The sequence below is a fragment of the Nonomuraea muscovyensis genome, assembly GCF_014207745.1.
Classification (GTDB): Bacteria; Actinomycetota; Actinomycetes; order Streptosporangiales; family Streptosporangiaceae; genus Nonomuraea; species Nonomuraea muscovyensis.
On record NZ_JACHJB010000002.1, the window covers coordinates 779,389 to 794,438 of the forward strand.

Consider the following 15,050-nt stretch of genomic DNA (forward strand, 5'->3'; position numbering starts at 1 on the left):
CGCGCAGCAGTTGATGACCTGGTCGACCGATCCCGACATGCCCACAGACAGCGGGCGCTCCCGGCAACTGAATCTGCTGGCGAAATTGTCGCCAGCGCCGCGTATCTCAGCGCTACCTTCGGATGGTTAGACGGCCTTTACCAGCACCTGGGCATGGATCTGCTGGCCATCAGCCTGACTGGCCAGAGTTCGCGATCCGGCCAGGGAGTAGCGACTGTTGCCGATCACGCTCCAGGGCCTTCAAAAAACGTTCGTTTTATGAGGGCGATCATTGCCTCGGCGCCGACCTGAGACGGGATCTTCAAAAACTCGCTTCAAAAACCGCCCGCCTTCAATAACTCCCGAGACCGTTTGTTGAGAGAATTTGGTGGTGACGACCATGCCCCCGGGTCTGCCCGACGACATCCTCGCCGCCTTCCCCGCAACCCGGTCCGAGGTCCGCATCGGATACGCCCGCGTTTCCACCCGGGGCCAGAGCCTCGATCGTCAGATCGACGCCCTGCAGGCGGCTGGCTGCCGCAAGATCTTCGCCGACAAGAAGTCGGGCAAGAACGCGCTCCGGCCGGAGCTGCAGGCCTGCCACGCGTTCTTGACGGCTGGCGACACCCTCGTGGTGCCCGAGCTCGCCCGCTACGGTCGCAGCCTGCATGACCTCATCACCATGGTCGGCGATCTCCGCAAACGCGACATCGGCTTCACCAGCCTGCATGAGAGCCTCGACACCACCACCCCCGGCGGCCGCCTCGTCTTCCACGTCTTCGCCGCCCTGGCCGAGTTCATCCGCGAACTCATCGTCGCCGGCACCCATGAGGGCCTGGCCGCTGCGAAAGCGCGAGGTCGTACCGGGGGACGTCCCACCGTCGTCACCGCCGAACTCCTCAAAGCCGCCCGTGACCTGCTGCCGGATCCTGGACGCTCCGTCACCTCGATCGCCAAGCTCCTGGGCGTATCAGTGGGGACCCTCTACAACCACATCCCCGACCTGAACGAACTACGCGCAGCCGGCACGAAGGCGATCGATGCCCAGGCCCCGTAAGTCGTCCTGGCCGCAGCGCATAAGCCCATCAGGCCTGGTCGACGTCACCCTTGACTGCCGCCACGACTACCAAGATCAATCTCACCGATAATGGCTGTACCGCTGTTCCTCAGCCCCGGTCTTGTAGTCGCGGACGGCGAAGTCGCGGTCGTGGGCGTCGGTGAGAGGGCCGCCGTCCAGACCGCTCGCGTCGAGCCAGGCGAGGAAGGTTCGCACCCGGGAGTCGTAGGCGCGTCGGGTGTCGCCATCCAGCGGGGCGCGTTCGAGTGCCGCGGCATAGGCGGCGTGGATCGTGGTGAACGCCTCGGGTACCGCTTGGTGCTGCCGCCCCACATGGCCCTCGCAATATCAGAAGTGGTTTCGCTGGGCTAAGCGTAGCCCAGTGCCGCGATATCAGAAGCTGGCTCTGTTCTATGGCTTCTGATATTGAGCAATATCAGAAGCATGAAGCCGACCCGACCCCCGAGCGGAGATCGTGATGGAGTCTTCAGCGGTGCGAATGCTTCGCATGATCAGGGAGCACAACCCCTACGCCGGCCTCGGGGAGCAATGGAACAGTGGTTGGCGTTGCGCATTGACCGACGTCATGGACGCCGTTGACGGCGGGCGTTCCCGCCGGTTACCCGTGCTTGTCCGGTTCGGCGTCGGCGAAGGCGCGGTATCCGCCGAGATCTCGGGCTGGGCGAGGACGTCGCCGCGGTTACGACTCGGACCGGACCCGGGGCCATCATCGGATGCTGATCCGCCAGCGTAGCAAGGTCGTGTCGGACATTCAGCAAGACCGCCGTCGTCATCACCGCGAAGTCCGCCAGGCGCAAGGTCTTCGGCCTCGCCACCGCAGGCGTCCGTCTCGCTTGACCTCTTGCGCGTCAGTCCGGCAGCCAGTGCAGCTCGCGCGCCAGGGTTTTGGCGACGGCACGGATGCGGCGGTGAAGCGGCGACGGCTCGCGTGGGAGGACCAGGTGGATCGTCAGGCTGGGCGCGCCCCGCAGCGGTCGCCAGGTGAGACCGGCCGGTGATGCCGTGACCGCGGCTTCTCCGGCCGGGGCGAGGGTGACCCCGTCGCGCAGGTCGCGCAGAGACATGTCGACAGAGACTGCGGGCGTGTGGAATCGAGGGTGTGGCCGGGTGTCTCGGAACAGTGCGGACAGCTGATCGTAGATCACGGGGTTGGCCGCACGGTCCGGGAGTCGCAGCGGATACGCGGCCGCGTCGGCGATCTCGATCTCCGGGTGTTCGGCCAGCGGATGGTGCTGCGCCAGCAGGACCCCGACGCGCTCACGCCGCAGCAGGAACCGGCGCACGCCACGGCCCGGCTGTTCACCGCGGGTGATCCCGGCATCGATGCGGCCGTCGGCGACCGCGGGGCAGATCTCCGGTGTCGCCATCGGGACCGCGCCGACCTCGAGCCCGCTGTTGTCGCGAATCAGCCTGTCCACCAGGGCCGGTGCCGTCTCGGCCCCGACGGTGAGGCTGTATCCCATGCGCAGCGTGCCCAGTTCACCGGCCGCCGCGCGCCGGGCGGTGTCCCATGCCCGCTCCAGCGCCGCCAGCGCGGGCGGCGCGGACTCCGCCAAAGCCGCACCGGCCGTGGTCAATACGACGCTACGCGTGTTGCGGATCAGCAGGGCCGTACCGAGTTCCGCCTCCAATCGGCGCATCCGGGCGCTGAGTGCGGGCTGTGCGATACCGATCCGTGCGGCCGCGCGGGTGAAGTTCAACTCCTGCGCCAGCACCAGGAAGTACCGCAGGCTCACCGTATCCGGCGCCACATGCTCTCCCTGCCGATTGATAACGATCCGTTCTGAGTCTATCCCGTACCGGTCTTTCCCTCGACCGCACATCACGCTCTAACCTGCGCATATGACGATTCAACTGATCGCAGTACCCGTTGCCGGGATCGATCGATCTGAGTGTCGATTCGAAGTCGGACGTGTCCGGCCGAACGCAGGAGGTTTCCATGGCTAAGGGCTACTGGGTCAGTGTCTACCCCGCCATTTCCGACCCTGAGAGGCTGACTGCCTACGACAAGCTGGCCGGTCTAGCTGTCCAGGCTGGGGGCGGGCGCAACCTGGCCCTCCTCCCGTCCCGTGGCGGTCGAGTCGTCGCCCACGAGGCCGGAATCACGCAACGCGTCGTTCTGATCGAGTTCGACAGCTTTGAACAGGCCGTCGCGGCATACGAGAGCGAGGCATACCAGAAGGCGCTGGTGGCCCTCCCCGACGGCTTCGAGCGCGACTTCCGCATCATCGAAGGCATCGACTGACCGGCGAGCCCAGCCATCGCTGAGCATCCGTCACCTGATACGCACACGGTGCTGAACGACGACTCACGAGACGAGTTCGAAGCCATGCCCCGCGTCCCAGTTTGTCGTCGACGTCCTCGACGGCCTGATCCCTGTCGGGCGGATCGAAGAAGCGACGCGACGTCCGGGCCAGCTGGACTGTCTCGCTGACCTCGTCGACGAAACTCACCCTCGCCCGAAGCGAACCGCTTCTCACACGACAGATCGGTCCAGCGAACACAAGGCTTCGATGGCCAGGGGCGCATCCCGCATCCATCTGCCGTGTGCCCCGTCGGGGCTACTCAGAGTTTGAAGAACCGCAGGTCAAGACCTCTTTCGAGGGGTTTCGATCTGCGGTTCTTCTGTTGTTGAAGTAGCCCAGGGGCGCGCCTGGCTGCGCCAGGATGGCGCACTGGAGCCGGCGACGGCGTGGTGCGGTGGGCCAGCACCCGCGCCGACCTGCCCAGGGTGCGGGTGTGGATCGGCCCCTACAAGAATCTGCATGGGGTGGTAGAGCCCACCATCCAGTTCAACGACTCCTTCGAGAACGACGGCCAGGGCAAGGACGCCCTGATCGGCGAGCTGGCCTCGAAGGGCTCCCGCGACATCCTCGCCGAATGCCTGGCCAACCGTGAGGAGGAAGGCTTCTATGACGCCGACTTCTTTGACGACGAGGAAGACATCGGCGCGCTGCGGACGTGCGGAGAGCCCCATTCGACCATCCCCCTCGGGGACTACGGATACCACGCCCACCACGTCCATCAGACCGGCTCGTGCAGGGCGAGCAGAGGGTCCTGACTCCGGGTCCGGCCCGCTACGCGGTCGGCAGGTCGGTGAGGTCGAGGCGCCGGTCCGTGCGCAGCTGGATCTCGCCGTAGGACGTCATGTTGGTGTGGAACAGCGGGGTGAGGCCGCGCCGGTCGGCGTCGGTGAGGACGTCTTCCCACTCGGGTAGCGCGAGGGTGTCCTGGATCATCAGGGTGTTGATCAGGCCGAGGGCCGACTGGAGGATGTGCAGGCACAGCATCCCCAGCTCCTGCTCTTCGCGCCGGTTGGAGGCGAGTTCGCCGCGCTTGCCGAACTTGATGTAGTCGTTGACGCCGTTGTAGCTCTCCACCACGTTCAATCCGGATTCGGTCGCCCGCTGGAGATCGCGGTCGCGGAGCCAGCGGGCGAGGAAGATCGTGCGCTGGGCGCGGCCGACCTCCAGCATCGCGGCGTAGGCCGGGTGGGTGGTCTCGGAGGTGAACCGGCGTAGCAGAGCCTCGGTAGAGGCAGTCCGCAGCCGGATCGCGGTGGCGTACTTCATCATGATGTCGTAGTTCTGGGTGATGATGTCCCACCGGATCGGCCTGGTCAGCGCGGGCGCGAGCAGCGGGTAGGAGAAGTCCTCGCCCCGGCCGGGCACATACAGCTTCATCTTGTTGATCTGCTTGAACCGGGCGACCAGGTCGAAGTCCAGCAGCCTGGTGATCCCGAACCCGACGAAGCTGGCGCCGTGGGAGTCGACGAAGTTCTGCTCGACCTCCATGTCGGTGCCGTGCCGCATCGCGCCCTCGACCATCGCGTGGACCTCGGAGGCTGAACAGCTGATGAGCTGGCTGTGTACGGCCATCGACCCACCTACCTCGACCGTCCAGTAGATCAGCACGCCGCGCTTGGCGCGCCGGTAGCGGGAGTGCCACTCGGTGAAGATGTTCTGGTCGAAGGCCGAGAAGTGGGTGGAGTCCGAGGCGACCGCGGTCGTGCCCTCGCCCCACAGGGCGGCCTGCCGGACGGCGAAGGTCGCGTTCGCGATCACCCGGGCGACCTCGCGGCAGGCCTCGACGGTCAGGAAACGGCGGCGCGCGTACCGAAGGTCGTCCTCGGTGTGGGGATGGTCGCCAGCGGCGACCGCGCGGATCCCGGTCCCCGTCCCGTAGGCGTAGATCAGCAGCAGAAGCCGTTCGAACAGCACCTGGGCGTCGAGGTGGTTCTGGGTTCCGGAGGAGGTGAAGACGTTCAGGCATCCCGTCCGCAGGGCGGTTTCGGTGAGCATGTCCATCAGCGGGACGACGCCCCATCGCTCCCGGATCGCCGCCTTCAGCCGACGCAGGTTGCGCGGCTCCGGGGCGGCGTCCAGCGGGGTCAGGTGGATCGCCCCGGCGTTGCGCCGTTCGGCGATCTTCAACCAGGTAAGGCCCTTGCCGCCCAGGGCGTCGTTCAGCGCCGACAGCTCGGCGTCCATCTCCTCGCGCAGCTGGTCGACGAACACCTGCGGGTCCAGCGGCTTGCGGAGCTTGGAGTAGTTTTCCGCGCGCCTGTCCTCGAAGTCCTTGGGCAGGTCGTCATCGGGGTTGCGCCACCGGTCCGCCCCGTGGACCCAGATCTCCTTGCAGCGCAGCTTCTCCCGCAGTGTCTGGAAGACACCGCACTCGTACACGGTGCGCAGGATCCGCTGCCGCTTGGTGCTGTCGGCCCGGTACATCAGCTCTACCAGCTCGGACGGGACGATCCCGTCGACGGGGACGTGCTCGCCGAGGGCGTAGCACTTGATCCGGTTGGACTGCTCAGCCTTGTACCGCTTGATCAAAGTCAGGGCCTGCATCATCGGCGTGTGCACAGTGTTCGTCGACCCGAACTCCAGCACCTCCAGGATCTGGATCAGGCCGGTCCGGTAGTGGTTGGTGTAGGAGGCCTTGAACACCCGCTGCTTGTGCTGTCGGTAAGAGGTGCCCCTCGCTCTGTACTCGTGCAGCAACTGGACCAGCGTCCTATAGCCGCCCGGCACCGCCGGGTAGATGACGTCCTCTACTTGCGACTCCGGCGACTCCAGGGCGGCCGCGGCCATCTTGAACAGGATTTTCTCCTTGCCCGACACCCGCTTCAGCTCCGCCACGAAGTCACCGATGACCTTCGTGTCGGCGCGGGCGTTGATCCGATGCACCGTCGCGATCAGCAGGTCGACCAGGGTGTCGGTGATCTCACGGGACCGGCAGTACAGGTAGGCCGCCAGCAACGTCACCTTGATGTCGTGCGGGTGCGAGCGCAGGTTCGACGGGGCCTCGGCCGCCACCCGGGCCCGCCTGGCCGCCAGCACCTTCGGCGCGATGTCGGCGAACAGGTCGTCGGGCAAGCCGACCTTGCCGATCGCGGTCAGCTTGAACACCTCCCGCTCGATCGTCTTCACGCTCACGTTGCCCGGCTCCTCGCGGATCACCGCGAACACGTCCACCGCAGCGGCCTCGGCGGCGCCGAACAACGCGCCGTCGTCCTCGCCCTGGTCCTCGGGTTCGTCACCGGGATCGGCGCTCTTGGCGATCAGGGCAAGCAACCGCGGGATGGCCGCTGCAGGGATCCGGCTGGAGATCCGGGAGGTCTGCGTCTGCTCGGCCTGCCTCAGCGCCGTCCCGATGATCCGGCGGATCCGGTCCCGCGCCGGCGGCTCGATCCGCTCCTGGCGCAGATGCGCCAGCAACTCGGCGCGGACACGGTCGACCTGCCGCTCCTTCGGACAGACCTCGGCCGCCAGCCAGTCCGCGGCCTTGTCGGAATCAGCGAGAGAGCACTCCCGGAACCCGAAGTACTTCCGGATGTCCTTGCGGTGATCCTTGATCGTCCGGCCGTCCCACTCATACAGCCCCAGCTCTGAGGCGGGGCACGTCGACCAGCCGGGCAACGTAGCCGACGGCCTGATCGGGAAGCTCGGCGCGGCCCGTCGGGAACCGGCCGTTCAGCGCATAGAACCGCAGCAGGAGCGCGAACCCGAGTTTCGTCGCGCCACGCCGGCCCGACAACTGATCCAGCTCGTCCCCGACCAGCGTCCAGTTCCCAACGAGCTCGTCCTCGTCCAGCACACGCGCCACGCGGCATCCGGCTCTCTCGCGAAGCGGTCGGCCACGCCGCCGCAAACCCCACGAATCCGAATCAATACTGGCCGTGCACGACCACGTACGTCCGACAATCAAAGAAGGATCCCTTTACGGTCCGTGAACACCAGCACTGACCTGGGAGGACTCAAACGGGTGTACCTGGTTGCACGAGTCTTACCGGCAACCCGATCAGCGCCAGGCCCGCCACCCGGCCCGGGGCGGCCAGCGCCGCCTCGACGCCGTAGCCGCCGCCCATCGAGCAGCCCACCAGCACCGCGCGGCGGACGTGGAGCGCGTCCAGCACGGCCAGCAGATCCTCGTGGTGGCACACCTCGGGGCCGGGGTCGCGCGACTCGCCGTGGCCGCGCCAGTCGTAGCGGATCACCCGGTGCTCACGCGCCAGGGTCCGGAACTGGTGCTCCCACATGCGCCGGTCGGCCACACCGGCGTGCACCAGCACCACCGCGTCGGCGCAGGCTCCCGTCGCGCGACCGGCTTCGTCGTAGGCGATCCCGCGAGACTCGATCATCGTCATGGCCGGACCGTAAGGCAGTCCTGGGGACCGCGCGGCCCGTTCGCCGTCGGCGCACCACGCCCGCCCCACCTGGGCGAACAGGGGCGGCACTCCCCTGCTGGGGGTTCTGTCAGGTATGCGGCGAACCCGCGTCGATTGTGTGCGGATCCTGTGACATTGACGCCTCCGCCACGATCGGGTCAGCCTCGCAGACAAGGGTGTTCCCGCAGGTCGGAGGACCCGGCAAGATCACGGATGACCTCAATGATCTACCACGCGGTGATCTTACTGTTATGTCACGCGTATTGCTGGGTGTAGCGATTTGCCGGATATTCTGCGGCGTGGTCGTCAACTCACGTCAAGTGTTCTTCAGCACGTAAGACGGCCTTTACGTTGCGGGGGCACTCCATCCGACCGGCACAACCGACCCCCGTCAACGCGAACGGAGGGTAATGGGCAAGTACCTGCTACGCAGGTTGGCGATCAACGTGGTGCTGGTCGCCATCGCAGCAAGCCTGGCTTACATGCTCGCCGCCACCACCATGAACCCCCGGGCCGCCTACGAGGGCCGCCAGCCCCCGGTCGCCGAGCACGTCATCGACGCCACGCTCGACGCCTACAACCTCAACGACAAGACGCCCGTCTTCCAGCGGTATGCCACCTGGGCCTCGGGCGTCGTCACCGGGGACTTCGGCAAGACCTGGAACGGCGGCTCGGTCAACGACGAGATGGCCCGGCGCATCTGGGTCAGCCTGCGACTGCTGTTCATCGGCACGATCCTGGGCTTCGTCATCGGGGTGGGGCTGGGCGCGCTGTCGGCGATCAAGCAATACAGGTTCACCGACCGCTTCATCGGGGTCAGCTCGTTCGTCATCATGGCGATCCCGGTGTTCCTGCTGGCCACCCTGCTCGCGATCGCGACGTACAACGTCAACCGCAGCCTGGGTTTCACGCTGATCGAGTACACCGGCGAGTACAACCCGCGCCTCAGCGGCTGGGACCAGTTCCTCAACCGGATCAACCACCTGATCCTGCCGACCATCTCGCTCACGCTCGGCTCGGTCGCGTTCTACAGCCGCATCCAGCGCAACATGATGCTCGACGTGCTCGGCCAGGACTTCGTCCGCACCGCGATGGCCAAGGGCCTGCGGCGCCGGACCGCCCTGATCAAGCACGCGCTGCGCACGGCCCTGATCCCCTCGGCCACCTACTTCGCCTTCGCCTTCGGCACGATGTTCACCGGAGCCATCTTCACCGAGAAGATCTTCGCCTGGCACGGCATGGGCGCCTGGCTGGTCGACGCGATCCACCAGAACGACGTCAACTCCGTCGCCGCGGTGACCTTCTTCACCGCCATCTGCGTCCTGACCGCCGCCTTCCTGTCCGACATGCTGGTGGCGGCCCTCGATCCTCGTGTGCGGGTGAGCTAGATGCGCTCCAAAGTCGTCATCGGGCGCCTGTTCCGCAACAGGCAGGCCCGCTATGGCTCCATCGCCCTGATCCTGCTGGTGGCGCTGGCCTACATCGGCCCCTTCCTCGGCCCCTACGAGTGGACCGACAAGGACTTCCTGGCCTTCCTGTCGCCGCCGTCGGGCGACCACTGGTGGGGCACCACCACCATCGGCCAGGACATGTACGCGGTCACGCTGCGCGGCATGCAGAAGTCCATCGTCATCGGCCTGCTCGTGGCGGTCATCGCCACCGGCCTGGCCGCCGTGGTGGGCGCGTTCGCCGGATATTTCGGCGGCTGGGTCGACAAGGCCCTCATGTGGGGCGTGGACCTGCTGCTCGTGCTGCCCAGCTTCCTCATCATCGCGATCGTCTCGCCGCGGCTGCGCGGCGCCTCGTGGCTGTGGTTCGTGGTGCTGCTGGCCGCGTTCACCTGGATGATCACCTCGCGGGTGGTGCGCAGCATGACGCTGTCGCTGCGCGAGCGGGAGTACGTGCTGGCCGCCGTCTACATGGGCATCCCCCGCTGGAAGATCATCTTCCGGCACATCGTGCCCAACCTGTCGTCCCTGCTGATCATCGACGCGACGCTGAACGTCAGCGCCGCCGTCATCGGCGAGGCCGCGCTGTCGTTCTTCGGCTTCGGCATCCAGCCGCCCGACGTGTCCCTCGGCACGCTCATCGCCGAGGGCTCGCGCAACGCCACCGGCTACCCGTGGCTGTTCGCCTTCCCCGCCGGGCTGCTCGTGCTGCTCGTGCTCAGCATCAACCTCATCGGCGACGGCCTGCGCGACGCCCTCGACCCGGGGAGCAACTCATGAGCATCCTGGAGGTCCGCGACCTCACCGTCACCTTCCCCGGCGACATCCAGGCCGTGCGGGGCGTCAGCTACGACGTCTCCCGCGGCGAGGTGCTCGGCATCGTCGGCGAGTCCGGCTCCGGCAAGTCGGTCACCTCGCTGGCCATCATGGGGCTGCTCCCACGCGACGCCCAGGTGAGCGGCTCGGTCAGGCTGCACGGCCGCGAGCTCATCGGCGTCGAGGAGGACGAGCTCACCAAGGTCCGCGGCAAGTCGATCAGCATGATCTTCCAGGACCCGCTGTCGGCGTTCACCCCCGTCTACACCATCGGCGACCAGGTCGCCGAGGCCGTCCGCGTCCACCAGAAGGTGGCCAAGGACAAGGCCGCCCGGCGGGCCGTCGAGCTGCTCGACCTGGTCGGCATCCCGCACCCGGACGTGCGGGCCAAGGCCTTCCCGCACGAGTTCTCCGGCGGCATGCGCCAGCGCGCCATGATCGCGATGGCCATCGCCAACGACCCCGACCTGCTCATCTGCGACGAGCCGACCACCGCCCTGGACGTCACCATCCAGGCGCAGGTGCTGGAGGTGCTCAAGACGGCGCAGCGCGAGACCGGCGCCGGCATCGTGATGATCACCCACGACCTCGGAGTGATCGCCGGGATGGCCGACCGGGTGCTCGTCATGTACGCGGGCCGGCCGGTCGAGCAGGGCCCGGTGGACGAGCTGTACTACCGGCCGCGCATGCCGTACACGATGGGGTTGCTGGCCTCGATCCCGCGGATCGACGGCGAGGAGGGGCCGCTGGTGCCCATCGAGGGCAACCCGCCCTCCCCGGCGGCGCTGCCGCCCGGCTGCCCGTTCGCGCCGCGCTGCCCGATGCACATCGACTCCTGCGACGAGGAGGAGCCACCGCTGACCCCGATCGGCGGCGGCCGCCACGTGGCCTGCATCCGCTCGCGCGAGATCGAGCACAAGGGCCTGACCGGCGCCGACGTCTTCCCCGTGCCGGTCATCCCGCCCAGCGACATCGTGCGGGTGCCGCGCGAGCAGCGCCCCACCGTGCTGGAGCTGGACGGCCTGGTGCGGCACTACCCGCTGATGAAGGGCGCGGTGTTCAAGCGGCGCGTCGGCACCGTGCACGCGGTCGACGGCATCAGCTTCGACATCGCCGAGGGCGAGACCCTCGCCCTGGTCGGCGAGTCCGGCTGCGGCAAGACGACCACGCTGCAGCAGATCATGCGGCTGGAACCGCCGCAGAGCGGCCGCGTCGTCGTGCTCGGCAAGGACAGCTCCCGCCTGGACCGGGCGGCGAGGAAGTCGCTGCGCGGCGACCTGCAGATCGTCTTCCAGGACCCGATGGCGGCGCTGGACCCGCGCATGCCGGTCGGCGACATCATCGCCGAGCCGCTGCGCGCCCACGGCCACAAGGACGTGGCAGCGCGCGTGACCGAGCTGCTCACGCTGGTCGGGCTGGCGCCCGAGCACGCCGAACGCTACCCCCAGCGCTTCTCCGGCGGGCAGCGCCAGCGCATCGGCATCGCCCGGGCGCTGGCCCTGGACCCGAAGCTGCTCGTCCTGGACGAGCCGGTCTCGGCGCTGGACGTGTCCATCCAGGCTGGCGTGATCAACCTGCTGGAGAAGCTGAAGAACACGCTGGGGCTGTCCTACCTGTTCGTGGCGCACGACCTGGCCGTGGTCAGACACCTGGCCGACCGGGTCGCCGTCATGTACCTCGGCAAGATCGCCGAGATCGGCGCGGTGGCGAACGTCTACGACCGCCCCGCGCACCCCTACACGCAGGCGCTGCTGTCGGCGATCCCGCTCCCCGACCCGGAGATGGAACGCACCCGCAGGCGGATCCTGCTCGAAGGGGACCTGCCCAGCCCGGCCGACCCGCCATCGGGATGCCGGTTCCGCACCCGCTGCCCCAAGTTCGCCCGGCTGGGCGAGGCCGAGCGGCGGCGCTGTGTGGACGAAGAGCCCTCAGTTGTCAGGCTCGCGAGCGCCGCCGATCATGGCGCCGCCTGCCACTACGCGGAGGAGATCGAGGTCATCACGGCCTCGGGAGACCAGGAGGAAAAGTGAAGGTTGGATACCGGGCGGCGGCGGGGATCGCGGTCCTCGCCATGGCCGTCGCGGCCTGCGGTGGCGGCGGCGGCGACGCCAAGAAGCCCAGCGCAGAGCAGTCGCAGCAGGCGCAGCAGCAGATGGCGGAGACCCCGGCCATCAGCATCAACCCGGTGCCCTACGACCAGGTCAAGGACGGCGGCACGCTGACGCTGGCGGTCGGGCAGTGGCCCAGCCAGTGGAACCCCAACCACGTCGACGGCAACCAGCGCGACACCGCCGTCATGCTCGACACGGTCCTGCCGCAGATGATGGTGGCCGACGAGAACGCCACGTTCACCCCGAACCCGGACTTCCTGACCGACGCGAAGGTGGACACCTCCTCGGGCAAGCAGGTCGTCACCTGGACGATCAACGACAAGGCCACGTGGTCGGACGGCACGCCGATCACGTGGAAGGACGTCGAGGCCATGTGGACGGCCAACAGCGGCAAGAACAAGAAGTACAAGCCGGCCTCCACCGACGGCTGGGACCGGATCGAGTCGGTCACCAAGGGCGACTCCGACAAGGTCGCCGTCATGACCTTCGCCAAGAACTACCCCGACTGGCAGGGCCTGCTGTCCCGCTCGCCGCAGCTCATCCCGGCCGCCACCAACGGCGACCCGGAGAAGTACGAGAAGGACTACCTGCAGAAGATCCCCGTCACCGCCGGCCCGTTCAAGGTCGAGAAGATCGACGAGGCGACCAAGACGCTCACCGTCGTGCGTGACGACAAGTGGTGGGGCAAGAAGGCCAAGCTCGACAAGATCATTTTCCGGACGATCGAGACGCCCGCCGCGTCGGTGAACGCCTTCGCCAACGGCGAGCTCGACGCCGTGGAGATCCCGCCGGGCAGCCCCGCCGACCTCAAGCGGGCCAAGGAGGTGCCGAACGTCGACATCCGCAAGGCGCTCAGCCCGAACTGGCGGCACATCACCGTCAACAACCAGGCCGAGTTCCTCAAGGACAAGTCGGTCCGGCACGCCGTCGCCTACGCGATCAACCGTGACGTGATCACCCAGTCCGACCTGAAGGACATGGACTGGCCGCTGCAGACGCTGGGCAACCACGTCTTCATGAACAACCACAAGGGCTACGTCGACAACTCCGGCGACCTCGGCAAGTACAACCCCGAGAAGGCCAAGCAGCTCCTCGACGCGGCCGGCTGGAAGCAGGAGGGCGAGTACCGCAAGAAGGACGGCAAGGAGTTCGCGCTGAGCTTCGTCGTCCCGGCCGGCGTCCCCTACGCCAAGACCGAGGGCGAGCTCACCCAGGCGATGCTCAAGGAGGTCGGCATCAAGCTGACCATCCGCCCGGTCCCCGATGACAAGTTCTTCACCGACTTCATCATCAAGGGCGACTTCGACCTGGTGCCGTTCTCCTGGATCGGCACGCCGCTGCCGATCAGCGCGCTGCCGCAGATCTACAAGACCGGCTCGGAGAGCAACTTCCCCAAGGGCAGCGACCCGGCCCTGGACGCGGCGATCGACGAGACGGTGGGCGAGATGGACCCGGCCAAGGCCATCGAGAAGGCCAACGCGGCCGACAAGCTCATCTGGGACCTGGTGCACACCATCCCGCTGTACCAGCGTCCCGACATCCAGGCGACGAAGAAGAACCTCGCCAACCTCGGCCCGTGGGGCTACAAGGCTCCTGACTGGACGCAGGTCGGCTTCACCGGCTGACCCTCCCGCCAGCGCGTCGAACCCCCGGCCGGTCCTCCGGCCGGGGGTTCTCCCTTTCTCCATACATCCGGCTTTGTTCATATAACCAGTCCGGTATATTTGCGGGCATGCGCTTCGACGTGCTAGCAGAACCCGCCCGCCGGCAGATCCTCGACCTGCTGCTCGAACGCCCCCGCCCGGTCGGCGAGCTGACCGAACGGCTCGGTCTCACCCAGCCGGGCACCTCCAAGCACCTGCGCGTGCTGCGCGAGGCCGGCCTCGTCACCGTGCGCAAGGACGCCCAGCGCCGCTGGTACGAGCTGCGCCCCCAGCCGCTCGCCGAGATCGACGCCTGGCTCGCCCCCTACCGGCGGTTGTGGTCCGCCGGCCTGGACCGCCTCGAACGGCACCTCGACACCATGCCGGACGCCCCGCCCGCCACCCTGCCCGCCACCCTGCCCGCCACCCCGCCGGACGCCCTGCCGGACGCCCTGCCGGACGCCCTGCCCGCAACGACGCCCGCCACCACGGAGGACCCGCATGAATGAGCGCCTGCTCACCACGCCCGACGGCCGCAACGTCCTGCACATGCAGCGCCGCCTGACCCACCCGCCGGCCAAGGTCTGGCGCGCCCTGACCGAGCCCGAGCACCTCGCCCGGTGGTTCCCCACCGAGGTGCGCATCGAGGGCGACCGCGTCCGCTTCGGGTTCGGCCCCGACGGCACCGTGATCGCACACGACCCGCCCCACCTGTTCGCCTTCACCTGGGGCGAGGACCAGCTGCGCTGGAAGCTCAGCCCCGACACCACCGGCGGCACCCTGCTCGACTTCACCCACACCTTCGCCGACCGTCACGGCGCCGCCAGCTTCGCCTCCGGCTGGCACACCTGCTTCACCGCCCTGGTCCGGCTGCTCGACGGTGCGCGCCCGCCCGCGCCCGGCGACACCGCCGCCCTGCACGAGCACTACGTCGCCATCCTCGGCCTGTCCAGCGGCGCCGTCCGCGGCGACACCGTCCGTCTCGAACGCCAGCTCACCCGGCCCGCCCCCGAGGTGTGGCAGGCCCTGCACGGCGACCAGGCCACGATCGGCACTCCCCCGCCCGCCCCGTTCGCCGCGTCCGGCGTCGAGGCCGGCCCGGTCATCCGCGTCGAGCCCGGCAAGCTCCTGGAGTGCGCGGCCGGCGCCGGCACGGTCCGCTGGGAGCTCGCCGAGGGCACCGGCCACGGCGCCCGCCTCGTCGTCACCCACACCGGCGACCCGGCCGCCCTGCCCGCCTGGCGCGCCCACGTCGAGGACCTCGCCGCTGCCCTCGCCGCCCTCGCCCGGCCCGGCGCCTGATCG

Annotated in this window: 12 protein-coding genes and 1 pseudogene; 9 read left to right on the forward strand and 4 right to left on the reverse strand. The window is 68.1% G+C overall.

Annotated features, from left to right (window positions below; genetic code table 11):
- Nucleotides 1–379: 379 nt before the first annotated feature.
- On the forward strand, nucleotides 380–1,036 hold the full coding sequence (locus FHU36_RS20180; protein ID WP_185087476.1) for a recombinase family protein: 657 nt from the start codon (nucleotides 380–382) through the stop codon (nucleotides 1,034–1,036).
- An 81-nt stretch (nucleotides 1,037–1,117) separates the two neighbouring features.
- Here the strand turns inward: FHU36_RS20180 and FHU36_RS20185 are convergent, their stop codons facing one another.
- Together FHU36_RS20185 and FHU36_RS20190 are read right to left on the reverse strand one after the other, a co-directional pair.
- Nucleotides 1,118–1,369: a hypothetical protein gene (locus FHU36_RS20185; protein WP_185085501.1), complete on the reverse strand. Its 252-nt coding sequence runs from the start codon at nucleotides 1,367–1,369 to the stop codon at nucleotides 1,118–1,120.
- Nucleotides 1,370–1,905: 536 nt separating this feature from the next.
- Complete coding sequence (locus FHU36_RS20190; RefSeq protein WP_185085502.1) at nucleotides 1,906–2,808, reverse strand: LysR family transcriptional regulator; 903 nt, start codon at nucleotides 2,806–2,808, stop codon at nucleotides 1,906–1,908.
- A 188-nt stretch (nucleotides 2,809–2,996) separates the two neighbouring features.
- Here FHU36_RS20190 and FHU36_RS20195 point away from each other — a divergent pair, with 188 nt between their 5' ends.
- Both FHU36_RS20195 and FHU36_RS20200 read left to right on the forward strand, forming a co-directional pair.
- The gene (locus FHU36_RS20195; RefSeq protein WP_185085503.1) at nucleotides 2,997–3,302 is read left to right on the forward strand and encodes a DUF1330 domain-containing protein; all 306 of its coding nucleotides are present in this window, start codon (nucleotides 2,997–2,999) and stop codon (nucleotides 3,300–3,302) included.
- Between the two features lie 447 nt (nucleotides 3,303–3,749).
- Nucleotides 3,750–4,118 carry a hypothetical protein gene (locus tag FHU36_RS20200; protein WP_185085504.1) on the forward strand — a complete coding sequence of 123 codons (369 nt, stop codon included), beginning with the start codon at nucleotides 3,750–3,752 and terminating at the stop codon, nucleotides 4,116–4,118.
- A gap of 16 nt (nucleotides 4,119–4,134) precedes the next feature.
- Here the strand turns inward: FHU36_RS20200 and FHU36_RS20205 are convergent.
- Nucleotides 4,135–7,165, reverse strand: a pseudogene (locus tag FHU36_RS20205) (Tn3 family transposase).
- A 151-nt stretch (nucleotides 7,166–7,316) separates the two neighbouring features.
- Nucleotides 7,317–7,706, reverse strand: a complete 390-nt coding sequence (locus FHU36_RS20210; protein ID WP_185085505.1) for an alpha/beta fold hydrolase — start codon at nucleotides 7,704–7,706, stop codon at nucleotides 7,317–7,319.
- Nucleotides 7,707–8,137: 431 nt separating this feature from the next.
- Here FHU36_RS20210 and FHU36_RS20215 point away from each other — a divergent pair, with 431 nt between their 5' ends.
- The 6 genes from FHU36_RS20215 to FHU36_RS20240 all read left to right on the forward strand — a co-directional run bounded on the left by FHU36_RS20215 (nucleotide 8,138) and on the right by FHU36_RS20240 (nucleotide 15,047).
- Nucleotides 8,138–9,115: an ABC transporter permease gene (locus FHU36_RS20215; protein ID WP_185085506.1), complete on the forward strand. Its 978-nt coding sequence runs from the start codon at nucleotides 8,138–8,140 to the stop codon at nucleotides 9,113–9,115.
- A complete protein-coding gene (locus tag FHU36_RS20220; protein ID WP_185085507.1) occupies nucleotides 9,116–9,955 on the forward strand; it encodes an ABC transporter permease in 840 nt (279 codons plus the stop codon). It abuts the gene before it with no gap.
- A complete protein-coding gene (locus FHU36_RS20225; protein ID WP_185085508.1) occupies nucleotides 9,952–12,021 on the forward strand; it encodes an ABC transporter ATP-binding protein in 2,070 nt (689 codons plus the stop codon). The genes FHU36_RS20220 and FHU36_RS20225 overlap by 4 nt, the downstream gene beginning before the upstream one ends.
- Nucleotides 12,018–13,727 carry an ABC transporter family substrate-binding protein gene (locus tag FHU36_RS20230; RefSeq protein ID WP_185085509.1) on the forward strand — a complete coding sequence of 570 codons (1,710 nt, stop codon included), beginning with the start codon at nucleotides 12,018–12,020 and terminating at the stop codon, nucleotides 13,725–13,727. The genes FHU36_RS20225 and FHU36_RS20230 overlap by 4 nt, the downstream gene beginning before the upstream one ends.
- Nucleotides 13,728–13,834: 107 nt before the next feature.
- Nucleotides 13,835–14,254, forward strand: a complete 420-nt coding sequence (locus FHU36_RS20235; RefSeq protein WP_185085510.1) for an ArsR/SmtB family transcription factor — start codon at nucleotides 13,835–13,837, stop codon at nucleotides 14,252–14,254.
- The gene (locus FHU36_RS20240) at nucleotides 14,247–15,047 is read left to right on the forward strand and encodes an SRPBCC family protein (protein WP_185085511.1); all 801 of its coding nucleotides are present in this window, start codon (nucleotides 14,247–14,249) and stop codon (nucleotides 15,045–15,047) included. Before FHU36_RS20235 ends, FHU36_RS20240 begins: the two co-directional genes overlap by 8 nt.
- Nucleotides 15,048–15,050: the final 3 nt, after the last annotated feature.